Here is a 24212-nt window from a genome sequence, read left to right as displayed (position 1 = left end):
CATTTAGAGTTATCTGGTCGAAGATAATTGAGGGGGCTCGCTTCTCCCCTTTGTATTATTACCTGTGAGGCTCCTTGCCTCTTCTAAGTGAATGTGCGCAGCTCATTGCCCTGGTTGTTGAAAGCGACGGCGCAGAGCGGTTTGGGTTGGCAAGAATGCGGGGCAATGGGTCACCCGTGAAGGGAGTGCCCGCCGGTGAAGGCGGGCGAGGGGGTTACAGAAGGCGTAAGGCCATGTCGGTGCCGACGCGAAGGTATTCAACTTGAGCCACGATGGCGTCTTTGACGATGGCCTCACCGGTGTCAGTGAGCTGGGCTTTTTTGGCATCAATGACCGAAAGCTGAAGCAACTGCATGGCAACGTCCATCGCCTTTTGGAAGGCAGTGATGTTGTTGTGCAGGCCAAACTCGCGAATGACCGCCTCCATGCGCTCGTCTGCATTGTCACGAAGTTGTTGGTATTCGGTAAAAGACACGCTGCCGTCTTTGTAAATATCGAGCAGCAGGTGTTCCAGGGTTTTGGAAATTGGGGTCATACGGCCTCCTTCGGCATAAGCATTGAGGAATCAGGCTGAAAGCAGCCTGCCACGAAGCTTACGTGCGCCTTGAAGGAGGGCAGACAAGACGCATCCGCGCTTTTTGTCAGAGGGCTCTGGCATTTCTGTCAGCAGAATAAATTCCGCTTTTTGTATCCGAGATAGCCGATTTTCGGTTCAAAAACGTATGACTATGTTTCAGGTAATTACTAAGCCTAGTAGCGATTTGAGATGGCGCCAAGTCCATTTGGCCCGTTAGAAAAAAATAGTTAAAAAGCGCAAGAAAAGCTTTTTTTTGTCACACAATTTGGAGTATTACGAAGACAGACAGCCGAAACCTGCAACACAGGTGGCGTCTTCCAAGACCCATCGGGCAGGACATTCATCTGGCAGGTTCAGATGAATAGGCAGTCACTTCGAGGCGCAACACTGTTGAGGTATTGCGTCGAATGGCTCCCACAAAGGTGACCGAGTATGGATGATCACGGACGCATTCCTTCTTCCAACAAACCGATCCTTTATGTACTCGATACCAATGTTCTGATTCACGATCCCAATGCGTTGCTCAACTTCGAGGAACACCACGTCGCAATCCCGATGACGGTGCTCGAAGAACTCGACAAACTCAAGGCCGGCAAGTTGCTGGTGGCTGCGGAGTGCCGCCAGGCAATCAGGCTGATCGATCAGTTATTGGGCGTTGCTTGCCCCGAAGATGTCGAAAAAGGCGTGCCCATCCAGCGTGGTAAAAGCGGCCCTAAAGGCTTCCTTTCCATCTTGATGAACAAGCGCAGAGAACCCAACACGCTGCTGCCCGAAAACCTCAACGACAACATCATCATCAACCAGTTGATCGACTTGCATGCCCGCCGACCGGAATGGCATGTGGTGCTGGTGACCAAAGACATCAACATGCGCCTCAAGGCGCGTGCCTGCGGAATCGAAGCCGAAGATTACAGCACCGACCAATTGGTTGATGACGTGTCGATGCTGTCTCGCGGCTATCACACCATGACCGGCTCCTTCTGGGACCGTGTCAGCAAAGTTGAAACCCGTCAGGGGCATGGCCGTACCTGGCATCAGGTACAGCTGGTGGATAATTTACCCGCGGTGCATATCAACGAGTTCATCATCGACGAACAGGGCTTTGTCGGCTGGATCAAGGAGATTCGCAAAGACCACCTGTTGATTCTCGACCTGCATCAAGAGCCTTTATTGCATCAGGAAGCCTGGGGGCTCAAACCTCGGGACATTTATCAGGGGCTGGCGTTGTTTGCCTTGCTGGACCCGGATATTCACCTGGTCAATCTGTCGGGTGCGGCGGGTTCGGGTAAAACCATTCTGGCGCTGGCGGCGGCTATTGAACAAACCATGGTCAGCAAACGCTACCGGCGCATCATCTGTACCCGCAGCGTGCAAGGGCTGGATCAGGAAATCGGCTTTTTGCCGGGCACCGAAGCCGAGAAAATGGAACCTTGGCTGGGCGCTATCACCGACAACCTTGAAGCTTTGCATATGGAGGACGAAAGCACCCACGGCAGCGTTGATTACATTCTTAGCAAAGTGCCTTTGCAGTTCAAATCCCTCAACTACATACGGGGCCGCAGCTTCCAGCAAAGCCTGATTTTGATTGATGAATGCCAAAACCTGACACCGCACCAGATGAAAACCATCATCACCCGTGCGGGTGCAGGTTCTAAAGTGGTGTGCCTGGGCAACCTGGCGCAGATTGATACGCCTTACCTGTCGGCCACCAGTTCAGGGCTGACCTACCTGACGGAGCGTTTCAAAGACTTCCCCAATGGTGTGCACATTGCCCTGCAAGGGGTGCCTCGTTCGATTCTGGCCGAATACGCCGAATCCCATCTGTGACCCAGCCCCGGGCGGCCCTGAGCCGCCCGGTTTCACCCGATTTCATCACGAGTCACCTCCTACCCGTAGCAGCTGCCGAAGGCTGCGTCCGGCGACGCAGTCGTCGTAAAACCGCAAAGCAGGGTTTCAGGATCTACGGTCGCTTCGCAACCGCACTCCGCTTTCGGCAGCTGCTACGGGTATGACCAAATCGCGTTAAGCTGCACGGCACAGGCATGACAGGATCGTCAGGATGTTACTGCGCAACATCGATTTAAACCTGCTGGTGGTGCTCGACGCGTTGCTTACGGAGAAGCACGTGACCCGCACCGGCATCCGCCTGCACCTCAGCCAACCGGCCATCAGCCACTCATTGAACAAACTCCGGGTGCTTTTGGACGATCCCTTGCTGATCCGTCAGGGCAACGAGGTGGTGCTCAGTGTGCTGGCACAAAACCTTCAGGCCCCACTCAAAGCCATCCTCGGGCAGATCGAATCCTTGCTCGGCCAGTCCATCGACTTTGTTCCTGCCGAGTCGCAACGCACTTTTCGTGTCGCCATGTCGGATTACGGTGCCTCGATTGTGTTGCCGAAGTTACTGGTGCAACTACGCGCCCAAGCACCCGACACCTCGTTGGTGGTGGTACAAGACAGCCGCGCCGGCATGCTGGAGCAAATTGAACAGGGCAAGATTGACCTCGCCCTGGGGGTGTTTACCCACCTGACCGATGAGGTCTGCAGTGAGTTGCTGTTTGAAGAGACCTTCACTTGCCTGTTAAACCGGCGCTCGCTGCCTGAGCAGGGCGAGCTGGATCTGACGGGTTATCTGGCGCGTCCGCACCTGCTGGTCTCCACTGACGGCAGCACCCAGGGCGAAGTCGATAACGTGCTGCGTGCGCGGGGTTTGCAGCGTCGGGTGGTGGTCAATGTGCCGCACTGGAGCGCGGCCCCGGCCATGATTGTCGACACAGACTTGATCCTCACCGTGGCCACCCGCACCCTCGACAATCGGGTGATGGGCGACGGTCTCGTCACAATGCCCCCGCCCTTGGCCATTGCGCCCTTTAACTACGTGCAGGTTTGGCACCCGCGTTTAAACGAAGACCCGGGCCATCGCTGGCTGCGTGAGTTAGTCAAACAGGTGACGGCATCAACCCCGAGAAGCGATGAAAAACCCGGCCAGCACCACGCTGACGCCGATCAGCTTTTGCAGGCTGGGCGTGTGCCTGGGTAAGCCGAGCAACCCGAAATAGTCCATCAGCACTGAAATCAGCAACTGGCCGACCACCACCGCCATGATGAAATTCAGCGCACCCAGACGTGGCACGATCATCAGCGCCACGGTGATGTAAAACACCCCGGCCAGCCCGCCCAACCACACCCACCAGGGTGCACCGAGAAGCGCGGCTGCATTGGGGCGGGGCACTTTGATCAGTAGCATCACCACGGCAATGGCGGCACCACTGACACACAACGACATTGCCGTTGCCCAGAACGGGTGGCCCAGCAGCACCCCCAGGCGGGCGTTGCTCCCAGCTTGCAAAGGCACGGCGGCACCGGCCAGCAGACTTAACACAATCGCAATAAAAAACGGCATCACTGCATCCTCCAAGGTTTGCACCGTTGTACGGCGCAGGAGGGCGGGTGACCAATTCGACGATCTGATGTGCGCTATTCGCGGGATGGATAGCCCGGCGGACGTGGGCAAACCGTACGCTCGGGTTTAAACTCGACCTTCCTGTCTGGAGTATTCCCGTGCTGACTCATTTAGATTCCCAAGGCCGTGCCAACATGGTCGACGTTACCGATAAAGCCGTGACGTCCCGTGAGGCCGTGGCTCAAGCGGTGGTGCACATGCGCCCCGAAACCCTGGCCATGATTGTTAGTGGCGGTCACCCCAAGGGTGATGTTTTCGCCGTGGCCCGTATCGCCGGCATTCAGGCAGCGAAAAAAACCGCTGATCTCATTCCCTTGTGCCATCCGTTGATGCTCACCAGCGTTAAAGTTGAACTCAGCGCTCAAGGCACCGAGGCAGTTTTGATCGTCGCGCGCTGCAAGCTGGCCGGGCAGACCGGGGTTGAAATGGAAGCCCTGACGGCCGCCAGCGTGGCTGCGCTGACCATTTACGACATGTGCAAAGCGGTCGACCGCGGCATGACCATCGAAGGCCTGCGCGTACTGGAAAAGCTCGGCGGCAAGAGCGGTCACTTCAAGGCTGACCAGGCATGAAACTGAACGTCATGTACTTCGCCCGCTACCGTGAAGCATTGGGGGTTGATAGCGAAACGGTCGAAGGCGAGTTCGCCACCCTAGAGCACTTGCGTGCGCATTTGCTGCAACGCAAAGACGTCTGGCAGGTACTGGCAGAGCCCAACCTGATGTGTGCGCGCAATGAAGAGCTTTGCAAGCTCGATGAACCCTTGGCGGAAGGCGACCACGTGGCGTTTTTCCCACCGGTCACGGGAGGCTGAACATGTCGATTCGGGTACAAGAGGCGGCTTTTGATCCGGGGGCCGAGGTCAACGCCCTGCACGCGGCCAATCTGGGCGTCGGCGCGGTGGTGAGCTTTGTGGGCTATGTGCGCGACTTCAATGACGGGCGCGACGTGGCGGGGCTGTTTCTGGAGCATTACCCCGGCATGACCGAAAAAGCCTTGGCCAAGATCATGGCCGAAGCCGAGCAGCGCTGGCCGTTGCTCAAACTGCACGTGCTGCACCGTGTGGGCGCGCTGGAGCCGGGTGAACCCATTGTGTTTGTTGGCGTGGCCAGTGCCCATCGTCAAGCCGCCTTCGACGCCTGCGCCTTCGTCATGGACTACCTGAAAACCCGTGCGCCGTTCTGGAAGAAAGAACAGACCTGCGATGGCCCGCGCTGGGTCGAAGGGCGGGCCAGTGATGAAGCCGCAGCGGAGCGCTGGCTGAAATGATGGTTTACGAGCACCAGTCGGTGCTCCGCAACGATCCAAGACGTATCTTTTAAAAATTTCAGAATCCTCCTACAACCTCCTCACCTGTCTATCCGTTAGCGTTCAGCCCTTTATTTAGGGAGGAGCCCGGATGCTTACGTCAGCCCGTTGTGTACACCGGTCAATTTCAGATAAGCAGGAGAAACTTGTCGCAATGGATGATGCGTCTCTTGAAGTGGGTGGCCCAACTGGGAAGTACTAGAGCAGAGGGATGCTGCTAATGATTGCTTTCGGTCTGCCGGTATCAGTTTTTCTGTTGGTTCAACTTCTAAGTTGAACACGCCAAAACGTAACGCATGGGTTTCAAAGAGTCAGTGTGATACGGCTTCAGCAGTCGGGCTTTACAATGGGTTAACAGAGCACGACTTTTTCGGCAACTTGTAAATCGGCAGGGTTGTATTGAGTGCTTAATCATAAGAATTTCAAGAAAGGACACACATGAATAACCTTTCGTCATTTTCTGTAGCGGATCGTTGTCCGTTTATTGTTTCTACTGCTCACGTTGCGAGTGCGTGTGGCCATCTACTTATGGAGCTCTTTGTCAGTTGTTGGGGGGGCAGCATATACCGTGTATTAACTGTAACGCTCATTTGCATGCGGCTTTTGACCAAAGAAAGAAAATTAGATATGCCCTGGCCAGACAGATGTTGATATGGAACCTTATGGTGGTGGGCGCGTTAATAGGGACAGTGGCTGTAGGCGCAGTATTTCAGTGGGTCGGCAATTTGGCGGGGAATATGGTGTTGGTCGCTGGCTTTTTTTTGGTGTGGGCGTTTAAAGTCACTTGTGTCGGTCATAAAATATTTGATGTGCGGTTGGAAGAAGTTTGAGGGAGTGATTGGCTTTACGTTGTCTGCTTGTAGAAACATCCTACGGATTAAAAAGAAGTGTTCTGCATACTCTGTAGGTTGTTGTGTGGTTTATTGCTGGCTTTTTATAAAGTGAAGGTCAGTGTATGTGCGATGAAAATAAACACGATGTCCTTTTATCCAAGGGTGAGAGCGCAACGAGTTCTCACGCGGATTTATATGTCGTGTCCATCAATAAGTTTTTGATCTTGTTTGTGATCACTATAGGTGGTTACGCAGTGTATTGGTCTTATCGAAACTGGGTGTTTTATAGAGATGCCAGAGGCGCTGAGGTCACTCCCTTTATGCGTGGCATTTTTTGGCCATTCTTTATTGTGCCGTTGTTTGAACGAATCAATGCTGGGCTCCAAACAACCGGCGAAGTGTATCGTTGGTATCCAACATTACGAGGCGTGTCGCTTATAGGAGTGACTGTCCTATCGTTTATAGCCCCTTTATTTCTCGATGCCCCTGCAGACCCTCGGCTGGCTTTCGCAATCAGTGCCACAACCCTTGCTGTAACGACCACTTGCTTTATCGGCGCTCAGCGGGCGATCAATCGACTTGCCGGTGATCCTGAAGGCACAAGCAACCGTGAGTTCACGACAGCCAATATTGTTTGGATCATGTTGGGAGGGGTGTATTGGGTGGTCGCGTTCGGCATTATGCTTTTCGGCGATGTTGGTTACGGTGACGTGTAGAGGTGCCTGCGCCTTCATTGACGGTGCTGGTCAAAACACCTGTAGGAGCGAGCACGCTCGCTCCTACATAACCAGCGAATCGAGTATTACGCCGTTTCTGTTGGGTCCTGCGGCTTGCGCACGGCGCGTACCACCGGGCGCAGCAGTTCTGTCGGCGGGGTTTCGCAGCTGATTTTGCGGCCCAGCATGGCTTCGATGGACGGCAGTTGGTAGGAGTCATCTTCGCCCGCGAAGCTGATGGAGACACCGCTGGCGCCCGCACGGCCGGTTCGGCCAATGCGGTGTACGTAGTCGTCCGGCACTTCAGGCAGGGTGAAGTTGATCACGTGGCTGATGCCGTCGATATGGATGCCGCGACCCGCGACGTCAGTGGCCACCAGGACGCGAATTTTGCCTTCGCGGAAACCTTCGAGGGTCTTGATCCGCTTGTGCTGCGGCACGTCGCCGGACAGTTGCGCAGCGTTGATGCCGTCGCGCACCAGGCGCTCTTCAATGCGGCGCACTTCGTCTTTGCGGTTGGCGAACACGATCACGCGTTCCCAGCCATTGTCGTTCACCAGGTTGAACAGCAATTTGTATTTGTCAGCACCGGCCACGGCATAGACATGCTGTTCCACCAGTTCGTTGGCACGGCTTGGCGCTTCGATTTCAACAATGGCCGGGTCGGTGGTCCATTGTTTGGCCAGGTTCATCACGTCTTCCGTAAAGGTCGCGGAGAAGAGCAGGGTCTGGCGCTCGGCTTTCGGCGGGGTCTGACGAATGATCTGACGCACTTGGGGGATGAAGCCCATGTCGAGCATGCGGTCGGCTTCGTCGAGCACCATGACTTCGACCATGTCCAGGTGAACTTCGCCGCGCTGGTTGAAGTCCAGCAAGCGGCCCGGTGTGGCGACCAGGATGTCGCAGTGGCGGGCTTCTAGCTGTTTCAGCTGTTTATCGAAGTCCATGCCACCTACGAACGCCATGACGTTGAGGTCGGTGTACTTGGTGAGGTCGGCAGCGTCTTTGGCGATTTGCACCACCAGCTCGCGGGTCGGCGCAATGATCAACGCGCGCGGCTCACCCATGTACCGCTCTTTGGGCGGTGGGGTTTGCGTCAGCTGGCTGATGATCGAAATCAGAAAGGCTGCGGTTTTGCCAGTGCCGGTCTGGGCGCGGCCAATAGCGTCACGGCCGCTCAGGGTATAACCCAGAACCTGAGCCTGAATCGGCGTGCAATACGGGAAGCCCAGGTCCTGAATGGCGTGCATCAGTTCGGGGGCCAGGTTGAAATCGTGAAAGCGGGTTTTGCCTTCTTGCGGCTCAACCACGAAGTCTTCGAGTTTCCAGGGAATGACCGGCGGCTTGGGCGCCACTTCACGGCGTGGTTTTGTCACTTTGGGTTTTTCGATGCGCTGCGGTTCAGGTGCCGAAGGGGCTGCGGGGGTATTCACCGCGGCGGGTTCAGGCTCCGGACGGGCAGGCTTTTGTGCATCAGTACGCGGGCCTTGGCTGGCTCCAGGCGTGGTTGAAGCTGGCGCGAGCGGCTCAGCCTCGCTTTTACCAAAAATTTTTTTGAGTGCTTTGAGCACGGTCATCTCATCAGTTGGTTAAGGAGTGTACGCCGGGCAGTGTAATGCAAGTCGCGTGCTCGGCGTAGGTGAACGACAGGATGTTTCAGTTTTAGCCCAGACGGTCTTTCAGCCAATCACCTATGTGGGTGATTTCGTCCAGTAACACTTCATGGCCCATTAGGTATTCCTGCCATGTAACCGATACACCCCGTTGCTTCAAATGCTCATAAGCCGAACGGCCCATCGCGTATTGAACGACTTCATCCTTCTGGCCATGCAGGCACAAAGCAGGAATGCGTTGCTGACTGGCGGACAGTTCCAGCTGATCGTCGAAGGTCGGTGCATAGGTGGACAGGGCAATAACGCCACCCAGTGCGCCCTGCCATTTCACGTAAGCGGTGTGATAGACCACGGCCCCGCCCTGGGAGAAGCCTGCGAGAAATATCCGGCTGGCGTCTATTCCGGCGCTCTTCTGCGCTTCGATCAAGGCAATCACCGTCTCGGCCGACGTTTCCAGCTCATCCATGCTGATGGAGCGTGCCGGGCTCATGGCCTTGATGTCGTACCAGCTGGGCATGGCATATCCGCCATTGATGGTGACGGGGCGCTTGGGCGCTTGAGGTAAAACAAAGCGCGTCGTCGGTAGCGTCTGCACCAGTATTTGAGCCACTGGCTGGAAGTCAGTCTGGTCGGCACCCAAGCCGTGGAGCCAGATAACACAAGCGTCTGCGGTCTTTGGTGGCTGGATAATCAGGGGGTCGGTCATGGCTGCTCCATCGTTGTGCGTGCGCGCGAATTGGGTGCGCGACAAAGGTGCGTAATCGTTCTGGTTGTGAAAAATCTGGGTATTGCCTGAAAGTTTTTTCTGAAAAATAGGGCGCAATGCCCTGTGGCGCAAGAGTGGTACGCGCTTTGCTAACGAGTCAGGGATGTTAATGCATTCACCCTCGGCGGTAACACTAACAGGCAACTGTCGACGTGGGGGCTGCAAAAAGCTGGACGGTGAAGTTAGACAGGGACAGCAACAGCTCAAGTGAGCGCTTCAGTGTGAAAGTTCGTGCGATGCACCCATCGCTCAAGGCTTATGCCGCTTGACCCAATAAAAAGCCAACACGGGTCAACAGTGCCTCACAAGGGGGCGGCGGGTCTTGTTCAAACACAACATAAGCAGCACTTGGAGGTTTGAATGAAGCAACTGAAATCCACCCTGGCTTTGGCCACTGCCGCCATCGTGTTAAGTGTCAGCGGTTTTGCCAACGCCGGCGCGACGCTCGATGCGGTTAAAAAGAAAGGGTTTGTGCAGTGTGGTGTCAGCGATGGCTTGCCGGGCTTTTCGGTGCCTGACAAAGACGGCAAGATTTTGGGGATCGATGCTGATATTTGCCGTGCCGTAGCGGCAGCCGTGTTTGGCGATGCGACCAAGGTCAAATTCAGCCAGCTGAATGCCAAGGAGCGTTTTACTGCGCTGCAATCCGGTGAAGTGGATGTGCTGTCGCGCAACACCACCTGGACCAGCTCTCGTGACGCGGGCATGGGCATGGTCTTTGCCGGTGTGACTTATTACGACGGCGTTGGCTTTTTGGTCAACAACAAGCTGGGCGTAAAAAGTGCCAAGGAACTGGACGGTGCGACCATTTGCATCCAGGCCGGTACCACCACTGAACTGAACGTGTCGGATTACTTCCGCGCCAATAATCTGAAATACACCCCGATCACCTTCGACACGTCTGATGAAAGCGCCAAGTCGCTTGAAAGCGGCCGTTGCGACGTACTGACCTCCGACAAGTCCCAGCTCTACGCACAACGCAGCAAGCTGGCCAACCCGAACGATTACGTGGTGTTGCCTGAAACCATCTCCAAAGAGCCTTTGGGGCCAGTGGTTCGCAAGGGCGACGAAGACTGGTTCAGCATTGTGAAGTGGACGCTGTTTGCCATGCTCAATGCCGAAGAAGCCGGTGTGACCTCGAAGAACGTAGTGGAAGAAGCCAAATCCACCAAAAACCCGGACGTGGCCCGTTTGCTGGGTGCTGATGGTGAATACGGCAAAGACTTGAAACTGCCGAAGGACTGGGTGGTGCAAATCGTCAGCCAGGTCGGTAACTACGGTGAAGTTTTCGAGAAAAACCTCGGTAAAAGCACTCCGCTGGCCATTGACCGCGGGCTGAACGCCCTGTGGAACAACGGCGGCATCCAATACGCACCGCCTGTGCGCTGATAGCCCTGTTACCCGGCAGGCCAACTGCCGGGTGATGTTGTGTTGATCCATCTTTCCTGGGGCATTTCATGCAGACAAAAGTCGGCGCACCCAAGCCGAGGCTCAGCCTCAGCGATCCACGTGTGCGTGCGTGGTTATTTCAGATCATCACCGTCGCGTTGGTGGTCTTCATGGGCTGGTATTTGTTCAACAACACCCAGACCAACCTGCAACACCGCGGTATTACTTCGGGTTTTGACTTTCTTGAACGCAGTGCCGGGTTTGGCATTGCGCAGCATTTGATTGATTACACCGAGTCTGACAGTTATGCCCGCGTATTCGTTATCGGGTTGTTGAATACGTTGCTGGTATCGGCCATCGGTGTGGTTCTGGCGACGATCCTCGGGTTCATCGTCGGCATTGCGCGGCTATCGCCGAACTGGATGATCAATAAACTGGCGACGGTGTATGTGGAGGTGTTTCGCAATATCCCGCCATTGCTGCAAATCCTGTTCTGGTATTTCGCTGTCTTTCTGACCATGCCAGGCCCGCGTAACAGTCATAACTTCGGCGACATTTTCTACATGAGCAGCCGTGGCCTGAATATGCCGGCAGCCATTGGAACCGACGCCTTCTGGCCTTTTGTGGTCAGTGTGGTACTGGCGCTGGTAGCGATTGTGCTGATGGTTCGTTGGGCCAACAAACGCTTCGAAGACACGGGTGTGCCCTTCCATAAGTTTTGGGCCGGTTTGGCGCTCTTGCTGGTGATCCCGGGGCTGTGCGTGCTGGTATTCGGGTCGCCGGTGCATTGGGAAATGCCACAGCTCAAGGGTTTCAACTTTGTGGGCGGCTGGGTGCTGATCCCTGAACTGTTGGCTTTGACCATTGCCTTGACTGTTTACACCGCTGCATTCATCGCCGAGATCGTGCGTTCGGGCATCAAATCGGTCAGTCATGGCCAGACTGAAGCCGCGCGTTCTTTGGGGCTGCGCCCCGGGCCGACCTTGCGCAAGGTCATCATCCCTCAAGCATTGCGGGTGATTATTCCGCCGTTGACCAGCCAATACCTCAACCTGGTGAAAAACTCGTCGCTGGCGGCGGGCATCGGGTACCCGGAAATGGTTTCTCTGTTTGCCGGTACGGTGCTGAACCAAACCGGGCAGGCCATTGAAGTCATCGCCATCACCATGAGCGTTTACCTGGCCATCAGCATCAGCATTTCGCTGTTGATGAACTGGTACAACACGCGCATTGCGCTGATCGAGCGATGAGGACGCGACTATGACGACTCATGTTTTCAAACCTGACATGCCGCCACCGGGCAATCGCATCGGCATCGTCGCCTGGGCGCGGGCCAATCTGTTTTCCAGCTGGCTCAACACACTGCTGACCCTATTTGCCTTTTACCTGATCTGGCTGATCGTGCCGCCGCTGCTGAGCTGGGCGATATTCGATGCCAATTGGGTCGGCAGTACCCGGGCGGACTGCACCAAAGAGGGCGCCTGTTGGGTGTTTATCCAGCAGCGTTTTGGCCAGTTCATGTACGGCTATTACCCGCGTGAACTGCGCTGGCGGGTCGACCTGACGGTGATTTTGGCCGTGGTCGGTGTGGCACCGCTGTTTATCTCGCGGTTCAAGCACAAGGCCATCTACGGGCTGAGCTTTCTGGTGGTGTACCCGATTGCGGCGTACAGCCTGTTGCATGGCGGTTACTTTGGCCTGAGCAACGTGGCCACCAGCCAGTGGGGCGGTTTGATGCTGACGCTGGTGATTGCCACAGTCGGCATTGCCGGTGCTTTGCCGCTGGGGATCTTGCTGGCGCTGGGACGGCGTTCGGACATGCCGGCCATTCGCGTGGTGTGTGTGACCTTCATCGAGTTCTGGCGCGGTGTACCGCTGATTACCGTGCTGTTTATGTCTTCGGTGATGTTGCCGCTGTTTCTGCCCGAGGGCATGAACTTCGACAAACTGCTTCGCGCGTTGATCGGAGTGATTCTGTTCCAGTCGGCCTATGTGGCGGAAGTGGTGCGCGGGGGCTTGCAAGCTATCCCCAAGGGGCAGTACGAAGCCGCGGCAGCGATGGGCTTGGGGTATTGGCGCAGCATGGGCCTGGTGATCTTGCCGCAAGCCTTGAAACTGGTTATTCCCGGCATCGTTAACACCTTTATTGCCCTGTTCAAGGACACGAGCCTGGTGATCATCATCGGCTTGTTTGACTTGCTCAACAGCGTCAAACAAGCGGCCGCCGACCCGACGTGGTTGGGTATGGCGACGGAAGGCTATGTGTTTGCGGCGTTGGTGTTCTGGATTTTCTGTTTTGGCATGTCCCGCTACTCCATGCATCTGGAGCGCAAGCTGGACACTGGTCATAAGCGTTAGGAGTGCGACATGAGTGAAGCCATCAAAAAACCTGCGAGCGCTGAAGGCATTATTCAGATGCAGGACGTTAACAAGTGGTACGGCCAGTTTCACGTGCTCAAGGACATCAACCTGAACGTGCAGCCGGGGGAACGCATTGTATTGTGCGGGCCTTCGGGGTCTGGCAAGTCGACGACCATTCGTTGCCTCAATCGCCTCGAAGAGCACCAGCAAGGGCGCATCGTGGTTGACGGCGTTGAGTTGACCAACGACATCAAGCAAATCGAAACCGTGCGCCGTGAAGTGGGCATGGTGTTTCAACACTTCAATCTGTTCCCGCACCTGACCATTTTGCAAAACTGCACACTGGCACCGATGTGGGTGCGCAAGATGCCAAAGCGTCAGGCTGAAGAAATTGCCATGCACTATCTGGAGCGTGTGCGAATTCCGGAGCAGGCGCACAAGTACCCGGGGCAGTTGTCGGGTGGTCAGCAACAGCGGGTAGCGATTGCCCGGGCGTTGTGCATGAAGCCCAAGATCATGTTGTTCGATGAACCGACGTCAGCCCTTGACCCGGAAATGGTCAAGGAGGTTCTCGACACCATGATCGGGTTGGCCGAAGACGGCATGACCATGCTGTGTGTGACTCATGAAATGGGCTTTGCACGTACGGTGGCCAACCGGGTGATCTTTATGGACAAGGGTGAAATCGTGGAGCAGGCCGCGCCGAATGAGTTCTTCGATAACCCGCAAAATGACCGGACCAAGCTGTTTTTGAATCAGATCTTGCATTGATCCAAACGCACTACGTGTAGCCGCTGCCGCAGGCTGCGATAAGGGCCGAAGGACCTTCGGTTGTCGGGGTCGCTTCGCAACCCATCGCAGCCTGCGGCAGCGGCTACAGGGCGATGGGGTGGCGTGCTTTCTCGCGCTGCTGTTGCTTTTGCTCCAGCAGCGTATTGATATCTGCACATTCATTGAGGGTCTCTAATTCAGCCACCAGTTCGGGGTGGCGATCGAGTAGGCGCATCAGCACAAACAAGGGCTTTGGAGGCTCCACTTCGGCCCGTTCGTATCGGCTAAATGCGTTGTGACCACCGCCGGACAATAGTTGTACGGCGCTTTTTTGGGTGAAATGCAACTTGCGACGAATGCGTTTCATCTCATCAGCCATGACCCGCTTGGCATCTTCTATCAGTTCATCTCCTGCCTGGGCATAGCGCTCTGCGCTGGGAGCGTCGAACTCGACTTCGCCGCACTTCGCGCATTCATGGCCCGCCAGACCGTGGACCGATCGAGTCAATTGTTTGAAACATACGGTGAAACTGCGATCTTGAAATGCTTGCAATGCGTTAGGCGCACCGCAGGTGTAGCAATCGTGTCTGTCCATCAGTGTTTTTCCTTGAAGGCAATGACAGGCGGCCCTCCACCGGGTCGGTAAGTCACCTTGATGTAAATAAATAAGCCGTAAGCATCGGTGTGGTAAACGTCCTGCCACACCCGGTGGTCGGCATGAGTGGTCATCGACTTGTATAGCTCCCTGCGCTCCAGTGAGGTAATCACTCGCTGCATTTGCGCCAGTGTCAGGCCCATCGTCCGCCCGCCATCCAGTGCGCTTTTAGTGAATGCCACAGCACCAAGCCGGCGTACGTCGTCCTGAATGCAAAAGAGATCGTAGTGAGGTGTTTTCTTTTCCATAAGAGGCGGCCTCGATAAGTGTGAAACTACCCTTTAAGGGTGTTTTTTGCAACGTATAACCGTCATTTACTGTTGACCACTTATCTCTAGCGGATTGCCCGATCGCGTGGGTCTGACTAACATGTCGGAAAATTCATCCAATGATTGGATGAAAAGGCGAATTTCATGACAGAAGCTTCCCCACTGATTAAACGCTCACTGGTTGACCAGGCCCTTGAACAACTGCGCACGCGAATAAAAGAAGGCGCCTGGGAGGTCGGGCAGCGTTTGCCAACCGAGCCCGAACTGGCAGCAGAGCTGGGTATCAGCCGTAATACCGTGCGCGAAGCCATGCGCGTGCTGGCCTTTGCCGGTTTGATCGAGATCCGCCAGGGCGACGGCAGTTATTTACGAGGACGCATCGATCCGATGGATACCTTGCGCGCGTTGTCTTCCTGCTCGCTGGAGCAAATACGCGAGACGCGGCACATCCTGGAAGTTGAAGCCATTGGCTTGGCGGCTTTGCGGCGCACGGATGAAGATCTGCGCCTGCTGCATCTGGCTCTGAAGGAAAGTGCCCAGCATTACCACGGTGAGCTCGATACGTTTATTGGCTGCGATTTGCTGTTTCACCAACGCTTGATTGATGCCGCGCACAACCCCGCACTGAGTGAGTTGTATCGCTACACCTCAAGCATCGTCACCAGCCAGATACGTTCGACTTTGGCAGCCCAGCCTCGTCGCCAGTCGGTGTTTGATTTGCACATTGACCTGCTGGCGGCTGTTGAACAGCAAGATCCGCAACGGGCGATGGCGCTTTGCCGGACGTTGATCAATGAACCCTGAACCGGAGAAAACCATGGCCCGCTTCACCGAGCCTGTTCGCCCTGTGGACGATCTGGAAGAACTGCTGATTGACGCCGAAGTCGATGACGAGCAGGTGCCGCCCATACCTCCCGTTGTCGTGCGGCCGTGGTTGCTGTTGCTGGGTTTGGTGCTGGTGGCGTTGAATCTGCGCCCAGCCCTGTCGAGCATGGCGCCTTTACTCTCGCAAGTGTCTGACAGCCTGGGTTTGTCTGCGGCTCAGGCGGGTTTGTTGACCACCTTGCCGGTGCTCTGTCTGGGGCTGTTCGCACCTTTGGCGCCAGTACTGGCGAGGCGTTTCGGGACTGAGCGAGTAGTGTTGGGAATATTGCTGACGCTGGGCGGCGGCATTGCACTGCGCAGTTCGTTGGGAGACGTGGGGCTGTTTGCCGGGAGCATTTTGGCGGGCGCCAGTATTGGCGTGATCGGTGTATTGCTGCCGGGCATCATCAAGCGTGATTTTGCCGGGCATGCGGGCACGATGACGGGCGTGTACACCATGGCATTGTGTCTCGGTGCGGCATTGGCGGCAGGTGCCACGGTGCCGTTAAGCCATGCAATGGGCAATAGCTGGGCATTGGGCTTGGGCTTTTGGGCATTGCCGGCACTGATCGCGGCCATCTTCTGGTTGCCGCAAACGGGCAAGCGGCAAGGCGCGCATAAAGTGGCTTACCGGGTGCGGGGGTTGCTGCGTGATCCACTGGCGTGGCAAGTGACGTTGTACATGGGCTTGCAATCGTCGCTGTCGTACATTGTTTTTGGCTGGTTGCCTTCCATTTTGATGGGGCGCGGTTTGACGGCAACTCAGGCCGGGCTGGTGATGTCGGGTTCGGTCATCGTGCAATTGATTACGGCACTGACAGCGCCCTGGTTGGCCACGCGCGGCAAGGACCAGCGGTTGGCGATCGTGTTGGTGATGAGCATGACCCTGGCCGGCCTGTTCGGCTGTCTGTATGCGCCGCTTGACGGTTTATGGGGCTGGGCGATTGTGCTGGGGTTGGGGCAGGGCGGAGCATTCAGCCTGGCGTTGACTTTGATTGTGATGCGTTCGCGCGATGCTCACGTGGCGGCCAACCTGTCGGGGATGGCTCAGGGCATTGGTTACACCGTGGCGTCCATGGGGCCGTTGGCCGTCGGCGTGGTGCATGAAGTGACAGGGGGCTGGAGTGCGCTGGGCTGGATTTTCGGGGTGATTGGTGTCGCTGCCATCGTTGCCGGACTGGGAGCGGGGCGCATGCGTTATGTGAATGTGCAAAGCGAACGACTCTGAAGGCGTAGTGTTTCTGCGGATTGCAGATTATCGTGCTCAGATACTCCAATGGAACGGACCTTGTCATGAGCCAAGCGTTGATCACCCATTTCTATGAAGCTTTCCAACGCCTTGATGCCGAAGCGATGGCAGCCTGTTACACCGACGACGTGGTGTTCAGCGACCCGGTATTCGGTGAGCTGCGTGGCCGCAATGCTGGCGATATGTGGCGCATGCTGACGGCCCGGGCCAAAGACTTTACGCTGACCTTTGACCGAGTGCAGGCCGACGCGCAGACGGGCAGCGCTCATTGGGTGGCGACCTATGTGTTCAGTCAGAGCGGGGCGGTGGTGATCAATGATATTGAGGCCCGGTTTGTATTTCGGGACGGCAAGATTTGCGAACACCATGATCATTTTGATCTATGGCGTTGGTCGCGTCAGGCCTTGGGTATCAAGGGGCTGCTGTTGGGGTGGACGCCGTGGGTAAAAAACGCGATACGGGGGCAGGCGCTAAAAGGCCTTAAAGCCTTTCAGGCTGGCCGTGAGTAAACCCTGGTTTGTGTATTTGGTCAGGGCGGCCAATGGTTCGTTGTATTGCGGGATCAGCGATGATCCGGTGCGCCGTTTTGCCAAGCATCAAACGGGCAAGGGCGCGCGATTTTTTGCCTCGAGCCCGGCAGTGGCGCTGGTGTATGTCGAGTCCTGGCCTGATAAAGGCGAAGCGTTGCGTCAGGAACGGCTGATCAAAAAGCTCAGGAAGAGCGCCAAGGAGTGTCTAGTGCTGAGTCAGGTGGGGTGCGCAAACCCTCACCCCAGCCCTCTCCCAGAGGGAGAGGGAGCTTGATCTGAGGCGTAGCGCGAATCTGCTTTTATTCCCCTCTCCCTCTGGGAGAGGGAGCTTGATCTGAGGCGTAGCGCGAATCTGCTTTTATTCCCCTCTCCCTCTGGGAGAGGGAGCTTGATCTGAGGTGTAGCGCGAATCTGCTTTTAGTCCCCTTTCCCTCTGGGAGAGGGAGCTTGATCTGAGGTGTAGCGCGAATCTGCTTTTAGTCCCCTTTCCCTCTGGGAGAGGGAGCTTGATCTGAGGTGTAGGGCGAATCTGCTTTTAGTCCCCTCTCCCTCTGGGAGAGGGAGCTTGATCTGAGGTGTAGGGCGAATCTGCTTTTAGTCCCCTCTCCCTCTGGGAGAGGGTTAGGGTGAGGGCGCTTTTGCGGGTGACTTCAACGCCGCCTCTATCGCTTCCGGCTTGAAGTCTCTGATCAACGTCCCGTTGACATCCAGTATAGGTATCCCGCGTCCGCCCAGCGCCTCGTAGGCCTCACGTGCGGTTGCATCCTTGTCGATATCGAACTCTTTGAACGGGATACCTTTCTCGTCTAGAAAACGCCGCGTGGCCTTGCAGTAACCACACCACTGCGTGGCATACAGCACGACCCGGGCGTCGGCCCGGGTTTGCTCGGATACAACACCCGAAGGGTTCAATACCCGCTGGATTTTGCCCCAATTCTGAAACACCACCACCACGATCAGAACAAACAGGACTTTCTTCAGAATCCCGTTGAACATTATTTGCTGCGCTTGAGCTGGTCGAGCAGTTGGGTCGGCAGGCCTTTGATGACCAAGGTACCGGCTTCTTCGTCGAACTCGATCTTGGAGCCCAGCAGGTGCGCTTCAAAACTGATGGACAGGCCTTCAGCACGGCCAGTGAACCGACGGAACTGGTTAAGGGTGCGTTTGTCAGCCGGGATTTCTGGCGACAGGCCGTAATCCTTGTTGCGGATATGGTCGTAAAAGGCTTTGGGGCGCTCTTCGTCAATCAGCTCGGACAATTCTTCGAGGCCCATCGGTTCACCGATCTTGGCCTGGCTGCTGGCGTAATCAACCAGTGTTTTGGTCTTTTCGCGTGCGGACTCTTCCGGCAGGTCTTCGCTCTCAACAAAATCGCTGAAGGCTTTGAGCAGCGTTCGGGTTTCGCCCGGGCCGTCGACACCTTCCTGGCAGCCGATAAAGTCGCGGAAGTATTCCGAAACCTTCTTGCCGTTTTTACCTTTGATGAACGAAATGTATTGCTTGGACTGCTTGTTGTTTTGCCATTCGGAAATGTTGATGCGGGCGGCCAGGTGCAGTTGGCCAAGATCCAGATGACGCGAGGGGGTCACATCCAGCTCCTGGTTCACTGCCACGCCGTCACTGTGGTGCAGCAAGGCGATGGCCAGATAGTCAGTCATGCCTTGCTGGTAGTGAGCAAACAGCACGTGCCCGCCCACTGAGAGGTTGGATTCCTCCATCAGCTTTTGCAGATGCTCGACGGCGACGCGGCTGAACGCGGTGAAATCCTTGCCGCCGTCCAGATACTCTTTGAGCCAGCCACTGAACGGGTGCGCGCCAGACTCAGCATGGAAAAAACCCCAGGCTTTACCTTGCTTGGCGTTATAGCTTTCGTTGAGGTCCGCGAGCATGTTCTCGATGGCTTGGGACTCGGCCAGTTCAGAGTCGCGGGCGTGGAGAACAGCGGGCGTACCGTCGGGTTTTTTTTCAATCAAATGGACGATGCAGTGACGGATCGGCATGGGCTTCTCGGTGAGTAATGAGAGGGCAGGGCGCACACCCCGCAAAAGCGCCAAGTGTAACCCACCTGAGCGCCGGGGCAGTCTTTGCGGCCGTGTTTAGGGGGCTTGTGATCGCCCGTATGGGCTTTTTTACTGATTTAGAGCGATAAAGCTGACCAAATGGCTAGGTAGAGGCGGATATTTAGCCGTCTCTGTGCTAGTTTTGCCCGGTCTTGCGCTGTGTAATGGCGCAAAGCATGCATTCAGCAAGTGTCAGGTCGAACCAAACCCCGTTTTAGCACTCTACATCCGCGATTCGTCGTGAAAGCCAACGGGCGTGCCAGACCCCTGAGATCTGGCTCGATAGCTGACTTTGCACTCTGCAAACCAAATGAATTTGATAGGGAAGGACCATCTCAATGGCTATGACTAAAGACCAACTGATCGCTGATATCGCTGAAGCTATCGACGCGCCGAAAACTACCGCGCGTAATGCTCTGGACCAACTGGCTCAGATCGTTGCTGATCAATTGGAAAATGGCGGCGAAATCACTCTGCCAGGTATTGGCAAACTGAAAGTGACCGAGCGTCCTGCCCGTACTGGCCGTAACCCTTCGACTGGCGCTGCCATCGAAATCGCTGCCAAAAAAGTTATCAAGCTCGTTGTGGCCAAAGGCCTGACTGACGCTGTTAACAAGTAAGACTGTTGTAAAAAAGCCGCGCTTCGGATCACTCCGAAGCGCGGCTTTTTTATGCCCAAGCTATTGCGCATTTACTTCCAGTTTTTCTCGCGCCACATCTGCTGCTGCTCTTTGTCATGGAATGTCCAGGCGACAAAGCGGCTTTGCTTGTTGCCCTGTGACATGTCGACCACCTGGCTTTCGCGCGCACCGGCTTTTTTCAGGGCAGTCTGGATCGCCGGCAAGTTGGACGCCTTGGACACCAGCACGCTGAACCACAGCACCTGACGGCCCACTTGTACGCTTTCACGAATCAGCTGGGTCACAAAGCGCTGCTCACCACCTTCGCACCACAATTCAGCCGCTTGACCGCCAAAGTTCAGTACGGGCAGTTTGCGCTTGGGATCAGCCTTGCCCAGTGCGCGCCATTTACGCTCGCTGCCCCGTGTGGCTTCGTCGATAGACGCGTGGAACGGCGGGTTGCACATGCTCAGTTCAAAACGCTCGGTGTTGTCCAGAACGTCCAGCAGGATCTTCTTCGGGTCAGGCTGCAAACGCAGGCTGATGGCTTTGTTCAACCCGTTGGACTGCACGATCGCCTTGGCGGCCTTGACCGCTGTGGGGTCAACTTCGGTGCCCAGGAACTGCCAGCGGTATTCGCTGTGACCAATCAGCGGGTAAACGCAGTTTGCACCCATGCCGATGTCCAGCACGCGCACGCTCGGGCCACGCGGGATGACGCCATCGTTCATGGAAGCCAGCAGGTCGGCCAGGAAGTGCACGTAGTCAGCGCGACCGGGCACAGGCGGGCACAGGTAGTCAGCCGGAATGTCCCAGTGGGCGATACCGTAGAACGCCTTGAGCAGCGCACGGTTGAAGACGCGCACGGCATCCGGGTTGGCGAAGTCGATGCTCTCTTTGCCGTACGGGTTGATGATCACGAACTCTGCCAGCTCAGGGCAGACCGATATCAACTGCGGGAAGTCGTAACGGCCCTGATGGCGGTTGCGCGGGTGCAGGCTCGGCTTGACCCGAGGGGCAGCCGGCGTGTTATCGCTGGCAGCCTTGGGCTTGTGGCGTGTGGCTTTGGAAGTGCGTGGGGTTGTCATGTTCAATTCATTCCACAAAAGCAATCGCGGGCAAGGCCTTGGTTCCTTTCAGAACTAAGGCCTTGCCCGCGATCAGGTGCGCAGCTTTTTTACAGGCTGGAAATCCGCGCGTGCTGTTCGGCCAGTTTGCTCAAGGCCTGTTCGGCTTCGGCCAACTTGGTTCGTTCTTTTTCGATGACTTCGGCCGGAGCTTTGTCAACGAACGCGGCGTTAGAGAGTTTTCCACCTACGCGGGCCACTTCGCCGTTCAGACGCTGGATTTCCTTGTCCAGGCGCGCCAACTCTGCATCTTTGTCGATCAGGCCGGCCATGGGCACCAGCACTTCCATCTCGCCTACCAGTGCGGTAGCCGACAGTGGTGCTTCGGCGCCGTCTTGCAGCACGGTGATCGATTCGAGTTTAGCCAGCTTTTTGAGCAGGGCATCATTCTCGGTCAGGCGGCGTTGATCTTCGCTGCTGACGTTTTTCAGGTAGATCTGCAATGGCTTGCCCGGGCCGATGTTCATTTCGCCACGAATGTTGCGAATACCCAGCATCAGGCCCTTGAGCCATTCGATATCGTCTTCGGCGGCCTGGTCGATGCGCGCCTCGTTCGGTACTGGCCACGGTTGCAGCATGATGGTTTTGCCTTCAACGCCGGCCAGCGGCGCGATGCGCTGCCAGATTTCTTCGGTGATGAATGGCATGAACGGGTGAGCCAGGCGCAATGCCACTTCCAGCACCCGAACCAGCGTGCGGCGGGTGCCACGCTGACGTTCAACCGGGGCGTTCTCGTCCCACAGCACAGGCTTGGACAGTTCCAGGTACCAGTCGCAGTACTGGTTCCAGATAAACTCGTACAGGGCCTGTGCCGCAAGGTCAAAACGGAACTGGTCGAGGTGACGGGTCACTTCGGCTTCAGTGCGTTGCAACTGCGAGATGATCCAGCGGTCTGCCAGCGACAGCTCATAGGCTTCGCCGTTCTGGCCGCAGTCTTCGCCCTTGTCCAGCACGTAGCGTGCAGCGTTCCAGATCTTGTTGCAGAAGTTGCGATAGCCTTCAACGCGGCCCATGTCGAACTTGATGTCGCGACCGGTGGACGCCAGCGAGCAGAAGGTGAAACGCAGGGCATCGGTGCCGTAGCTGGCGATACCGTCAGCGAATTCGTCGCGGGTCTGCTTTTCGATTTTCTTCAGCAGTTTTGGCTGCATCAGGCCCGAGGTGCGTTTAGCCACCAGGTCTTCGAGTTCAATGCCGTCGATGATGTCCAGCGGGTCCAGTACGTTGCCTTTGGACTTGGACATCTTCTGGCCCTGACCGTCACGCACCAGACCGTGTACATACACTGTCTTGAACGGAACTTGCGGGGTGCCGTCTTCGTTTTTCACCAAGTGCATGGTGAGCATGATCATCCGGGCAACCCAGAAGAAAATGATGTCGAAGCCCGTCACCAGCACGTCAGTGGAGTGGAAGGTTTTCAGCGCGTCGGTTTTTTCCGGCCAGCCCAGGGTGGAGAAGGTCCACAGACCCGAACTGAACCAGGTGTCGAGTACGTCGTTGTCCTGTTGCAGCGCAACGTCCGGGCCCAGGTTGTTCTTGGCACGCACTTCAGCTTCGTCGCGGCCCACATAGACCTTGCCCGACTCGTCATACCAGGCCGGAATGCGATGGCCCCACCACAGTTGACGGCTGATGCACCAGTCCTGGATGTCGCGCATCCACGAGAAGTACATGTTTTCGTACTGTTTAGGCACGAATGCAATGCGACCGTCTTCAACGGCAGCAATGGCAGGCTCGGCCAGCGGCTTGGTCGATACGTACCACTGGTCGGTCAACCATGGCTCGATGACGGTGCCCGAACGGTCGCCTTTTGGCACTTTCAGGGCGTGATCATCGACGCTGACCAGCAAACCAGCAGCATCCAGATCGGCGACGATTTGCTTGCGCGCTTCGAAGCGATCCAGGCCGGCGTACTTGGCCGGCAGGGTGCCGTCGACGCTGTCGTTCAACGTGCCATCAAGGTTGAACACTTGAGCGGCAGGCAGTACGGCGGCGTTTTTGTCGAAGATGTTGAGCAGCGGCAGGTTGTGGCGCTTGCCGACTTCGTAGTCGTTGAAGTCGTGAGCCGGGGTGATTTTCACACAACCGGTACCGAACTCAGGATCACAGTAGTCGTCAGCAATGATCGGAATGCGGCGGCCGACCAGCGGCAGCTCGACGAATTTTCCGATCAGGGCTTTATAGCGTTCATCTTCGGGGTTCACGGCTACAGCTGCGTCGCCCAGCATGGTTTCAGGGCGGGTTGTAGCCACGACCAGGTAATCCAGGCCATCAGCGGTTTTCGCACCGTCGGCCAGTGGGTAACGCAGGTTCCACAGGAAACCTTTCTCGTCGTGGTTTTCCACTTCAAGATCGGAAATGGCCGTGTGCAACTTGGTGTCCCAGTTGACCAGACGCTTGCCGCGGTAGATCAGGCCGTCTTCGTGCAGGCGCACGAACGCTTCCTTCACGGCTTCGGACAGGCCGTCGTCCATGGTGAAACGTTCGCGGCTCCAGTCTACGGACGAGCCGAGGCGACGAATCTGACGGCTGATATTGCCACCCGATTGATCTTTCCATTCCCAGATTTTGTCGAGGAACTTCTCGCGGCCCAGATCGTGGCGGTTCAGGCCCTGGGCTTCAATTTGGCGCTCAACCAGCATTTGGGTGGCGATGCCCGCGTGGTCGGTGCCCGGCTGCCACAGGGTGTTGCGACCCTGCATGCGGCGGAAACGGATCAGGGCGTCCATGATCGCGTTGTTGAAGCCGTGACCCATGTGCAGGCTGCCGGTGACGTTCGGCGGCGGAATCATGATGGTGTACGGGTCGCCCGCGCCTTGCGGGGCAAAATAATTCTCTTCTTCCCAGGTTTTGTACCAGGAAGTTTCAATGGCGTGCGGCTGGTAGGTCTTATCCATGCGCGGCGGGACCCTATTGGCATTAATTCAGGAAAGCCGGCAAGTATAGCGGGGCGGGACGCGAAGGGCGAGTTGTACGCGGCCGCGAATGATTAGCCGCTACTGCTGGCTGCGTTCGGCGGTGTAGCCGTCGTGAAATCAGGC

General features: G+C 56.5%; 25 protein-coding genes. 15 read left to right on the top strand and 10 right to left on the bottom strand.

The window, feature by feature from the left end; translation table 11 throughout:
* Positions 1–214: 214 nt before the first annotated feature.
* Positions 215–535 (bottom strand): hypothetical protein, encoded by a 321-nt coding sequence (locus FJD38_RS11340; protein WP_146385373.1) that lies wholly within the window; start codon positions 533–535, stop codon positions 215–217.
* 474 nt (positions 536–1009) lie between these two features.
* On the opposite strand from FJD38_RS11340, the gene FJD38_RS11335 reads away from it, so the two are divergent.
* Together FJD38_RS11335 and FJD38_RS11330 are read left to right on the top strand one after the other, a co-directional pair.
* Complete coding sequence (locus FJD38_RS11335; RefSeq protein WP_122782527.1) at positions 1010–2404, top strand: PhoH family protein; 1395 nt, start codon at positions 1010–1012, stop codon at positions 2402–2404.
* Between the two features lie 232 nt (positions 2405–2636).
* The gene (locus FJD38_RS11330) at positions 2637–3617 is read left to right on the top strand and encodes a LysR substrate-binding domain-containing protein (RefSeq protein ID WP_122782526.1); all 981 of its coding nucleotides are present in this window, start codon (positions 2637–2639) and stop codon (positions 3615–3617) included.
* Here FJD38_RS11330 and FJD38_RS11325 read toward each other — a convergent pair.
* On the bottom strand, positions 3534–3980 hold the full coding sequence (locus tag FJD38_RS11325; RefSeq protein WP_122782525.1) for a DMT family transporter: 447 nt from the start codon (positions 3978–3980) through the stop codon (positions 3534–3536). The two genes, FJD38_RS11330 and FJD38_RS11325, sit on opposite strands and share 84 nt — an antisense overlap.
* Before the next feature lie 158 nt (positions 3981–4138).
* Between FJD38_RS11325 and moaC the strand changes: the two genes are divergently transcribed.
* The 4 genes from moaC to FJD38_RS11305 all read left to right on the top strand — a co-directional run bounded on the left by moaC (position 4139) and on the right by FJD38_RS11305 (position 6897).
* Entirely contained in the window at positions 4139–4612 is a 474-nt protein-coding gene (moaC, locus tag FJD38_RS11320; protein ID WP_122782524.1) for a cyclic pyranopterin monophosphate synthase MoaC, read from the top strand.
* Positions 4609–4854 carry a molybdopterin converting factor subunit 1 gene (gene moaD / locus FJD38_RS11315; protein WP_146385371.1) on the top strand — a complete coding sequence of 82 codons (246 nt, stop codon included), beginning with the start codon at positions 4609–4611 and terminating at the stop codon, positions 4852–4854. The genes moaC and moaD overlap by 4 nt, the downstream gene beginning before the upstream one ends.
* Before the next feature lie 2 nt (positions 4855–4856).
* On the top strand, positions 4857–5309 hold the full coding sequence (moaE, locus tag FJD38_RS11310) for a molybdopterin synthase catalytic subunit MoaE (protein WP_146385369.1): 453 nt from the start codon (positions 4857–4859) through the stop codon (positions 5307–5309).
* A 994-nt stretch (positions 5310–6303) separates the two neighbouring features.
* On the top strand, positions 6304–6897 hold the full coding sequence (locus FJD38_RS11305; protein WP_146385367.1) for a hypothetical protein: 594 nt from the start codon (positions 6304–6306) through the stop codon (positions 6895–6897).
* Positions 6898–6983: 86 nt separating this feature from the next.
* Here FJD38_RS11305 and rhlB read toward each other — a convergent pair whose 3' ends face one another.
* Complete coding sequence (gene rhlB, locus FJD38_RS11300) at positions 6984–8474, bottom strand: ATP-dependent RNA helicase RhlB (RefSeq protein WP_122782520.1); 1491 nt, start codon at positions 8472–8474, stop codon at positions 6984–6986.
* Between the two features lie 85 nt (positions 8475–8559).
* On the bottom strand, positions 8560–9216 hold the full coding sequence (locus FJD38_RS11295) for an alpha/beta hydrolase (protein ID WP_146385365.1): 657 nt from the start codon (positions 9214–9216) through the stop codon (positions 8560–8562).
* A gap of 420 nt (positions 9217–9636) precedes the next feature.
* Here FJD38_RS11295 and FJD38_RS11285 point away from each other — a divergent pair, with 420 nt between their 5' ends.
* From FJD38_RS11285 to FJD38_RS11270, 4 genes are all read left to right on the top strand, one after another.
* A complete protein-coding gene (locus tag FJD38_RS11285; protein WP_122782519.1) occupies positions 9637–10665 on the top strand; it encodes an amino acid ABC transporter substrate-binding protein in 1029 nt (342 codons plus the stop codon).
* A gap of 68 nt (positions 10666–10733) precedes the next feature.
* On the top strand, positions 10734–11915 hold the full coding sequence (locus FJD38_RS11280) for an amino acid ABC transporter permease (protein ID WP_122782518.1): 1182 nt from the start codon (positions 10734–10736) through the stop codon (positions 11913–11915).
* 10 nt (positions 11916–11925) lie between these two features.
* Entirely contained in the window at positions 11926–13023 is a 1098-nt protein-coding gene (locus FJD38_RS11275; protein ID WP_122782517.1) for an amino acid ABC transporter permease, read from the top strand.
* 9 nt (positions 13024–13032) lie between these two features.
* Complete coding sequence (locus FJD38_RS11270) at positions 13033–13797, top strand: amino acid ABC transporter ATP-binding protein (RefSeq protein ID WP_122782516.1); 765 nt, start codon at positions 13033–13035, stop codon at positions 13795–13797.
* 103 nt (positions 13798–13900) lie between these two features.
* On the opposite strand, the gene FJD38_RS11265 is transcribed toward FJD38_RS11270, so the two are convergent.
* Together FJD38_RS11265 and FJD38_RS11260 are read right to left on the bottom strand one after the other, a co-directional pair.
* On the bottom strand, positions 13901–14392 hold the full coding sequence (locus FJD38_RS11265; protein ID WP_122782515.1) for a type II toxin-antitoxin system MqsA family antitoxin: 492 nt from the start codon (positions 14390–14392) through the stop codon (positions 13901–13903).
* On the bottom strand, positions 14392–14700 hold the full coding sequence (locus FJD38_RS11260) for a type II toxin-antitoxin system MqsR family toxin (RefSeq protein ID WP_146385363.1): 309 nt from the start codon (positions 14698–14700) through the stop codon (positions 14392–14394). The genes FJD38_RS11265 and FJD38_RS11260 overlap by 1 nt, the downstream gene beginning before the upstream one ends.
* A gap of 165 nt (positions 14701–14865) precedes the next feature.
* Between FJD38_RS11260 and FJD38_RS11255 the strand changes: the two genes are divergently transcribed.
* The 4 genes from FJD38_RS11255 (at position 14866) to FJD38_RS11240 (ending at position 17638) form a co-directional block, all read left to right on the top strand.
* A complete protein-coding gene (locus FJD38_RS11255) occupies positions 14866–15525 on the top strand; it encodes a FadR/GntR family transcriptional regulator (protein WP_122782513.1) in 660 nt (219 codons plus the stop codon).
* A complete protein-coding gene (locus tag FJD38_RS11250) occupies positions 15515–16813 on the top strand; it encodes a CynX/NimT family MFS transporter (RefSeq protein ID WP_146385361.1) in 1299 nt (432 codons plus the stop codon). The genes FJD38_RS11255 and FJD38_RS11250 overlap by 11 nt, the downstream gene beginning before the upstream one ends.
* 65 nt (positions 16814–16878) lie before the next feature.
* On the top strand, positions 16879–17343 hold the full coding sequence (locus tag FJD38_RS11245; RefSeq protein WP_146385359.1) for a nuclear transport factor 2 family protein: 465 nt from the start codon (positions 16879–16881) through the stop codon (positions 17341–17343).
* Positions 17330–17638 carry a GIY-YIG nuclease family protein gene (locus tag FJD38_RS11240; protein ID WP_122782510.1) on the top strand — a complete coding sequence of 103 codons (309 nt, stop codon included), beginning with the start codon at positions 17330–17332 and terminating at the stop codon, positions 17636–17638. Before FJD38_RS11245 ends, FJD38_RS11240 begins: the two co-directional genes overlap by 14 nt.
* A gap of 347 nt (positions 17639–17985) precedes the next feature.
* On the opposite strand, the gene FJD38_RS11235 is transcribed toward FJD38_RS11240, so the two are convergent.
* Together FJD38_RS11235 and yejK are read right to left on the bottom strand one after the other, a co-directional pair.
* A complete protein-coding gene (locus FJD38_RS11235; RefSeq protein ID WP_122782509.1) occupies positions 17986–18360 on the bottom strand; it encodes a glutaredoxin family protein in 375 nt (124 codons plus the stop codon).
* Entirely contained in the window at positions 18360–19364 is a 1005-nt protein-coding gene (gene yejK, locus FJD38_RS11230) for a nucleoid-associated protein YejK (RefSeq protein ID WP_146385357.1), read from the bottom strand. The genes FJD38_RS11235 and yejK overlap by 1 nt, the downstream gene beginning before the upstream one ends.
* Before the next feature lie 398 nt (positions 19365–19762).
* On the opposite strand from yejK, the gene FJD38_RS11225 reads away from it, so the two are divergent.
* Positions 19763–20044 carry an HU family DNA-binding protein gene (locus FJD38_RS11225; protein ID WP_122782507.1) on the top strand — a complete coding sequence of 94 codons (282 nt, stop codon included), beginning with the start codon at positions 19763–19765 and terminating at the stop codon, positions 20042–20044.
* 71 nt (positions 20045–20115) lie between these two features.
* On the opposite strand, the gene rlmF is transcribed toward FJD38_RS11225, so the two are convergent.
* Complete coding sequence (gene rlmF, locus FJD38_RS11220; protein WP_146385355.1) at positions 20116–21132, bottom strand: 23S rRNA (adenine(1618)-N(6))-methyltransferase RlmF; 1017 nt, start codon at positions 21130–21132, stop codon at positions 20116–20118.
* Between the two features lie 89 nt (positions 21133–21221).
* Complete coding sequence (locus FJD38_RS11215; protein ID WP_122782505.1) at positions 21222–24068, bottom strand: valine--tRNA ligase; 2847 nt, start codon at positions 24066–24068, stop codon at positions 21222–21224.
* Positions 24069–24212: the final 144 nt, after the last annotated feature.

Source organism: Pseudomonas saxonica, from assembly GCF_007858365.1.
Classification (GTDB): Bacteria; Pseudomonadota; Gammaproteobacteria; order Pseudomonadales; family Pseudomonadaceae; genus Aquipseudomonas; species Aquipseudomonas saxonica.
Note: the sequence above shows the minus strand (reverse complement) of the source record. Positions and strands in the feature narration are given on the sequence as shown.

What these genes read in the sequence shown, in the direction of transcription:
- FJD38_RS11260 (WP_146385363.1), bottom strand. Translation starts at nt 14,700, where the DNA reads ATGGAAAAGAAAACACCTCACTACGATCTCTTTTGCATTCAGGACGAC.
- FJD38_RS11305 (WP_146385367.1), top strand. Translation starts at nt 6,304, where the DNA reads ATGTGCGATGAAAATAAACACGATGTCCTTTTATCCAAGGGTGAGAGC.
- FJD38_RS11285 (WP_122782519.1), top strand. Translation starts at nt 9,637, where the DNA reads ATGAAGCAACTGAAATCCACCCTGGCTTTGGCCACTGCCGCCATCGTG.
- FJD38_RS11215 (WP_122782505.1), bottom strand. Translation starts at nt 24,068, where the DNA reads ATGGATAAGACCTACCAGCCGCACGCCATTGAAACTTCCTGGTACAAA.
- moaD (WP_146385371.1), top strand. Translation starts at nt 4,609, where the DNA reads ATGAAACTGAACGTCATGTACTTCGCCCGCTACCGTGAAGCATTGGGG.
- FJD38_RS11340 (WP_146385373.1), bottom strand. Translation starts at nt 535, where the DNA reads ATGACCCCAATTTCCAAAACCCTGGAACACCTGCTGCTCGATATTTAC.
- FJD38_RS11245 (WP_146385359.1), top strand. Translation starts at nt 16,879, where the DNA reads ATGAGCCAAGCGTTGATCACCCATTTCTATGAAGCTTTCCAACGCCTT.
- FJD38_RS11265 (WP_122782515.1), bottom strand. Translation starts at nt 14,392, where the DNA reads ATGGACAGACACGATTGCTACACCTGCGGTGCGCCTAACGCATTGCAA.
- FJD38_RS11325 (WP_122782525.1), bottom strand. Translation starts at nt 3,980, where the DNA reads ATGCCGTTTTTTATTGCGATTGTGTTAAGTCTGCTGGCCGGTGCCGCC.
- FJD38_RS11295 (WP_146385365.1), bottom strand. Translation starts at nt 9,216, where the DNA reads ATGACCGACCCCCTGATTATCCAGCCACCAAAGACCGCAGACGCTTGT.
- FJD38_RS11335 (WP_122782527.1), top strand. Translation starts at nt 1,010, where the DNA reads ATGGATGATCACGGACGCATTCCTTCTTCCAACAAACCGATCCTTTAT.
- rhlB (WP_122782520.1), bottom strand. Translation starts at nt 8,474, where the DNA reads ATGACCGTGCTCAAAGCACTCAAAAAAATTTTTGGTAAAAGCGAGGCT.
- moaE (WP_146385369.1), top strand. Translation starts at nt 4,857, where the DNA reads ATGTCGATTCGGGTACAAGAGGCGGCTTTTGATCCGGGGGCCGAGGTC.
- FJD38_RS11270 (WP_122782516.1), top strand. Translation starts at nt 13,033, where the DNA reads ATGAGTGAAGCCATCAAAAAACCTGCGAGCGCTGAAGGCATTATTCAG.
- rlmF (WP_146385355.1), bottom strand. Translation starts at nt 21,132, where the DNA reads ATGACAACCCCACGCACTTCCAAAGCCACACGCCACAAGCCCAAGGCT.
- FJD38_RS11330 (WP_122782526.1), top strand. Translation starts at nt 2,637, where the DNA reads ATGTTACTGCGCAACATCGATTTAAACCTGCTGGTGGTGCTCGACGCG.
- FJD38_RS11275 (WP_122782517.1), top strand. Translation starts at nt 11,926, where the DNA reads ATGACGACTCATGTTTTCAAACCTGACATGCCGCCACCGGGCAATCGC.
- FJD38_RS11225 (WP_122782507.1), top strand. Translation starts at nt 19,763, where the DNA reads ATGGCTATGACTAAAGACCAACTGATCGCTGATATCGCTGAAGCTATC.
- FJD38_RS11250 (WP_146385361.1), top strand. Translation starts at nt 15,515, where the DNA reads ATGAACCCTGAACCGGAGAAAACCATGGCCCGCTTCACCGAGCCTGTT.
- FJD38_RS11235 (WP_122782509.1), bottom strand. Translation starts at nt 18,360, where the DNA reads ATGTTCAACGGGATTCTGAAGAAAGTCCTGTTTGTTCTGATCGTGGTG.
- FJD38_RS11280 (WP_122782518.1), top strand. Translation starts at nt 10,734, where the DNA reads ATGCAGACAAAAGTCGGCGCACCCAAGCCGAGGCTCAGCCTCAGCGAT.
- FJD38_RS11255 (WP_122782513.1), top strand. Translation starts at nt 14,866, where the DNA reads ATGACAGAAGCTTCCCCACTGATTAAACGCTCACTGGTTGACCAGGCC.
- yejK (WP_146385357.1), bottom strand. Translation starts at nt 19,364, where the DNA reads ATGCCGATCCGTCACTGCATCGTCCATTTGATTGAAAAAAAACCCGAC.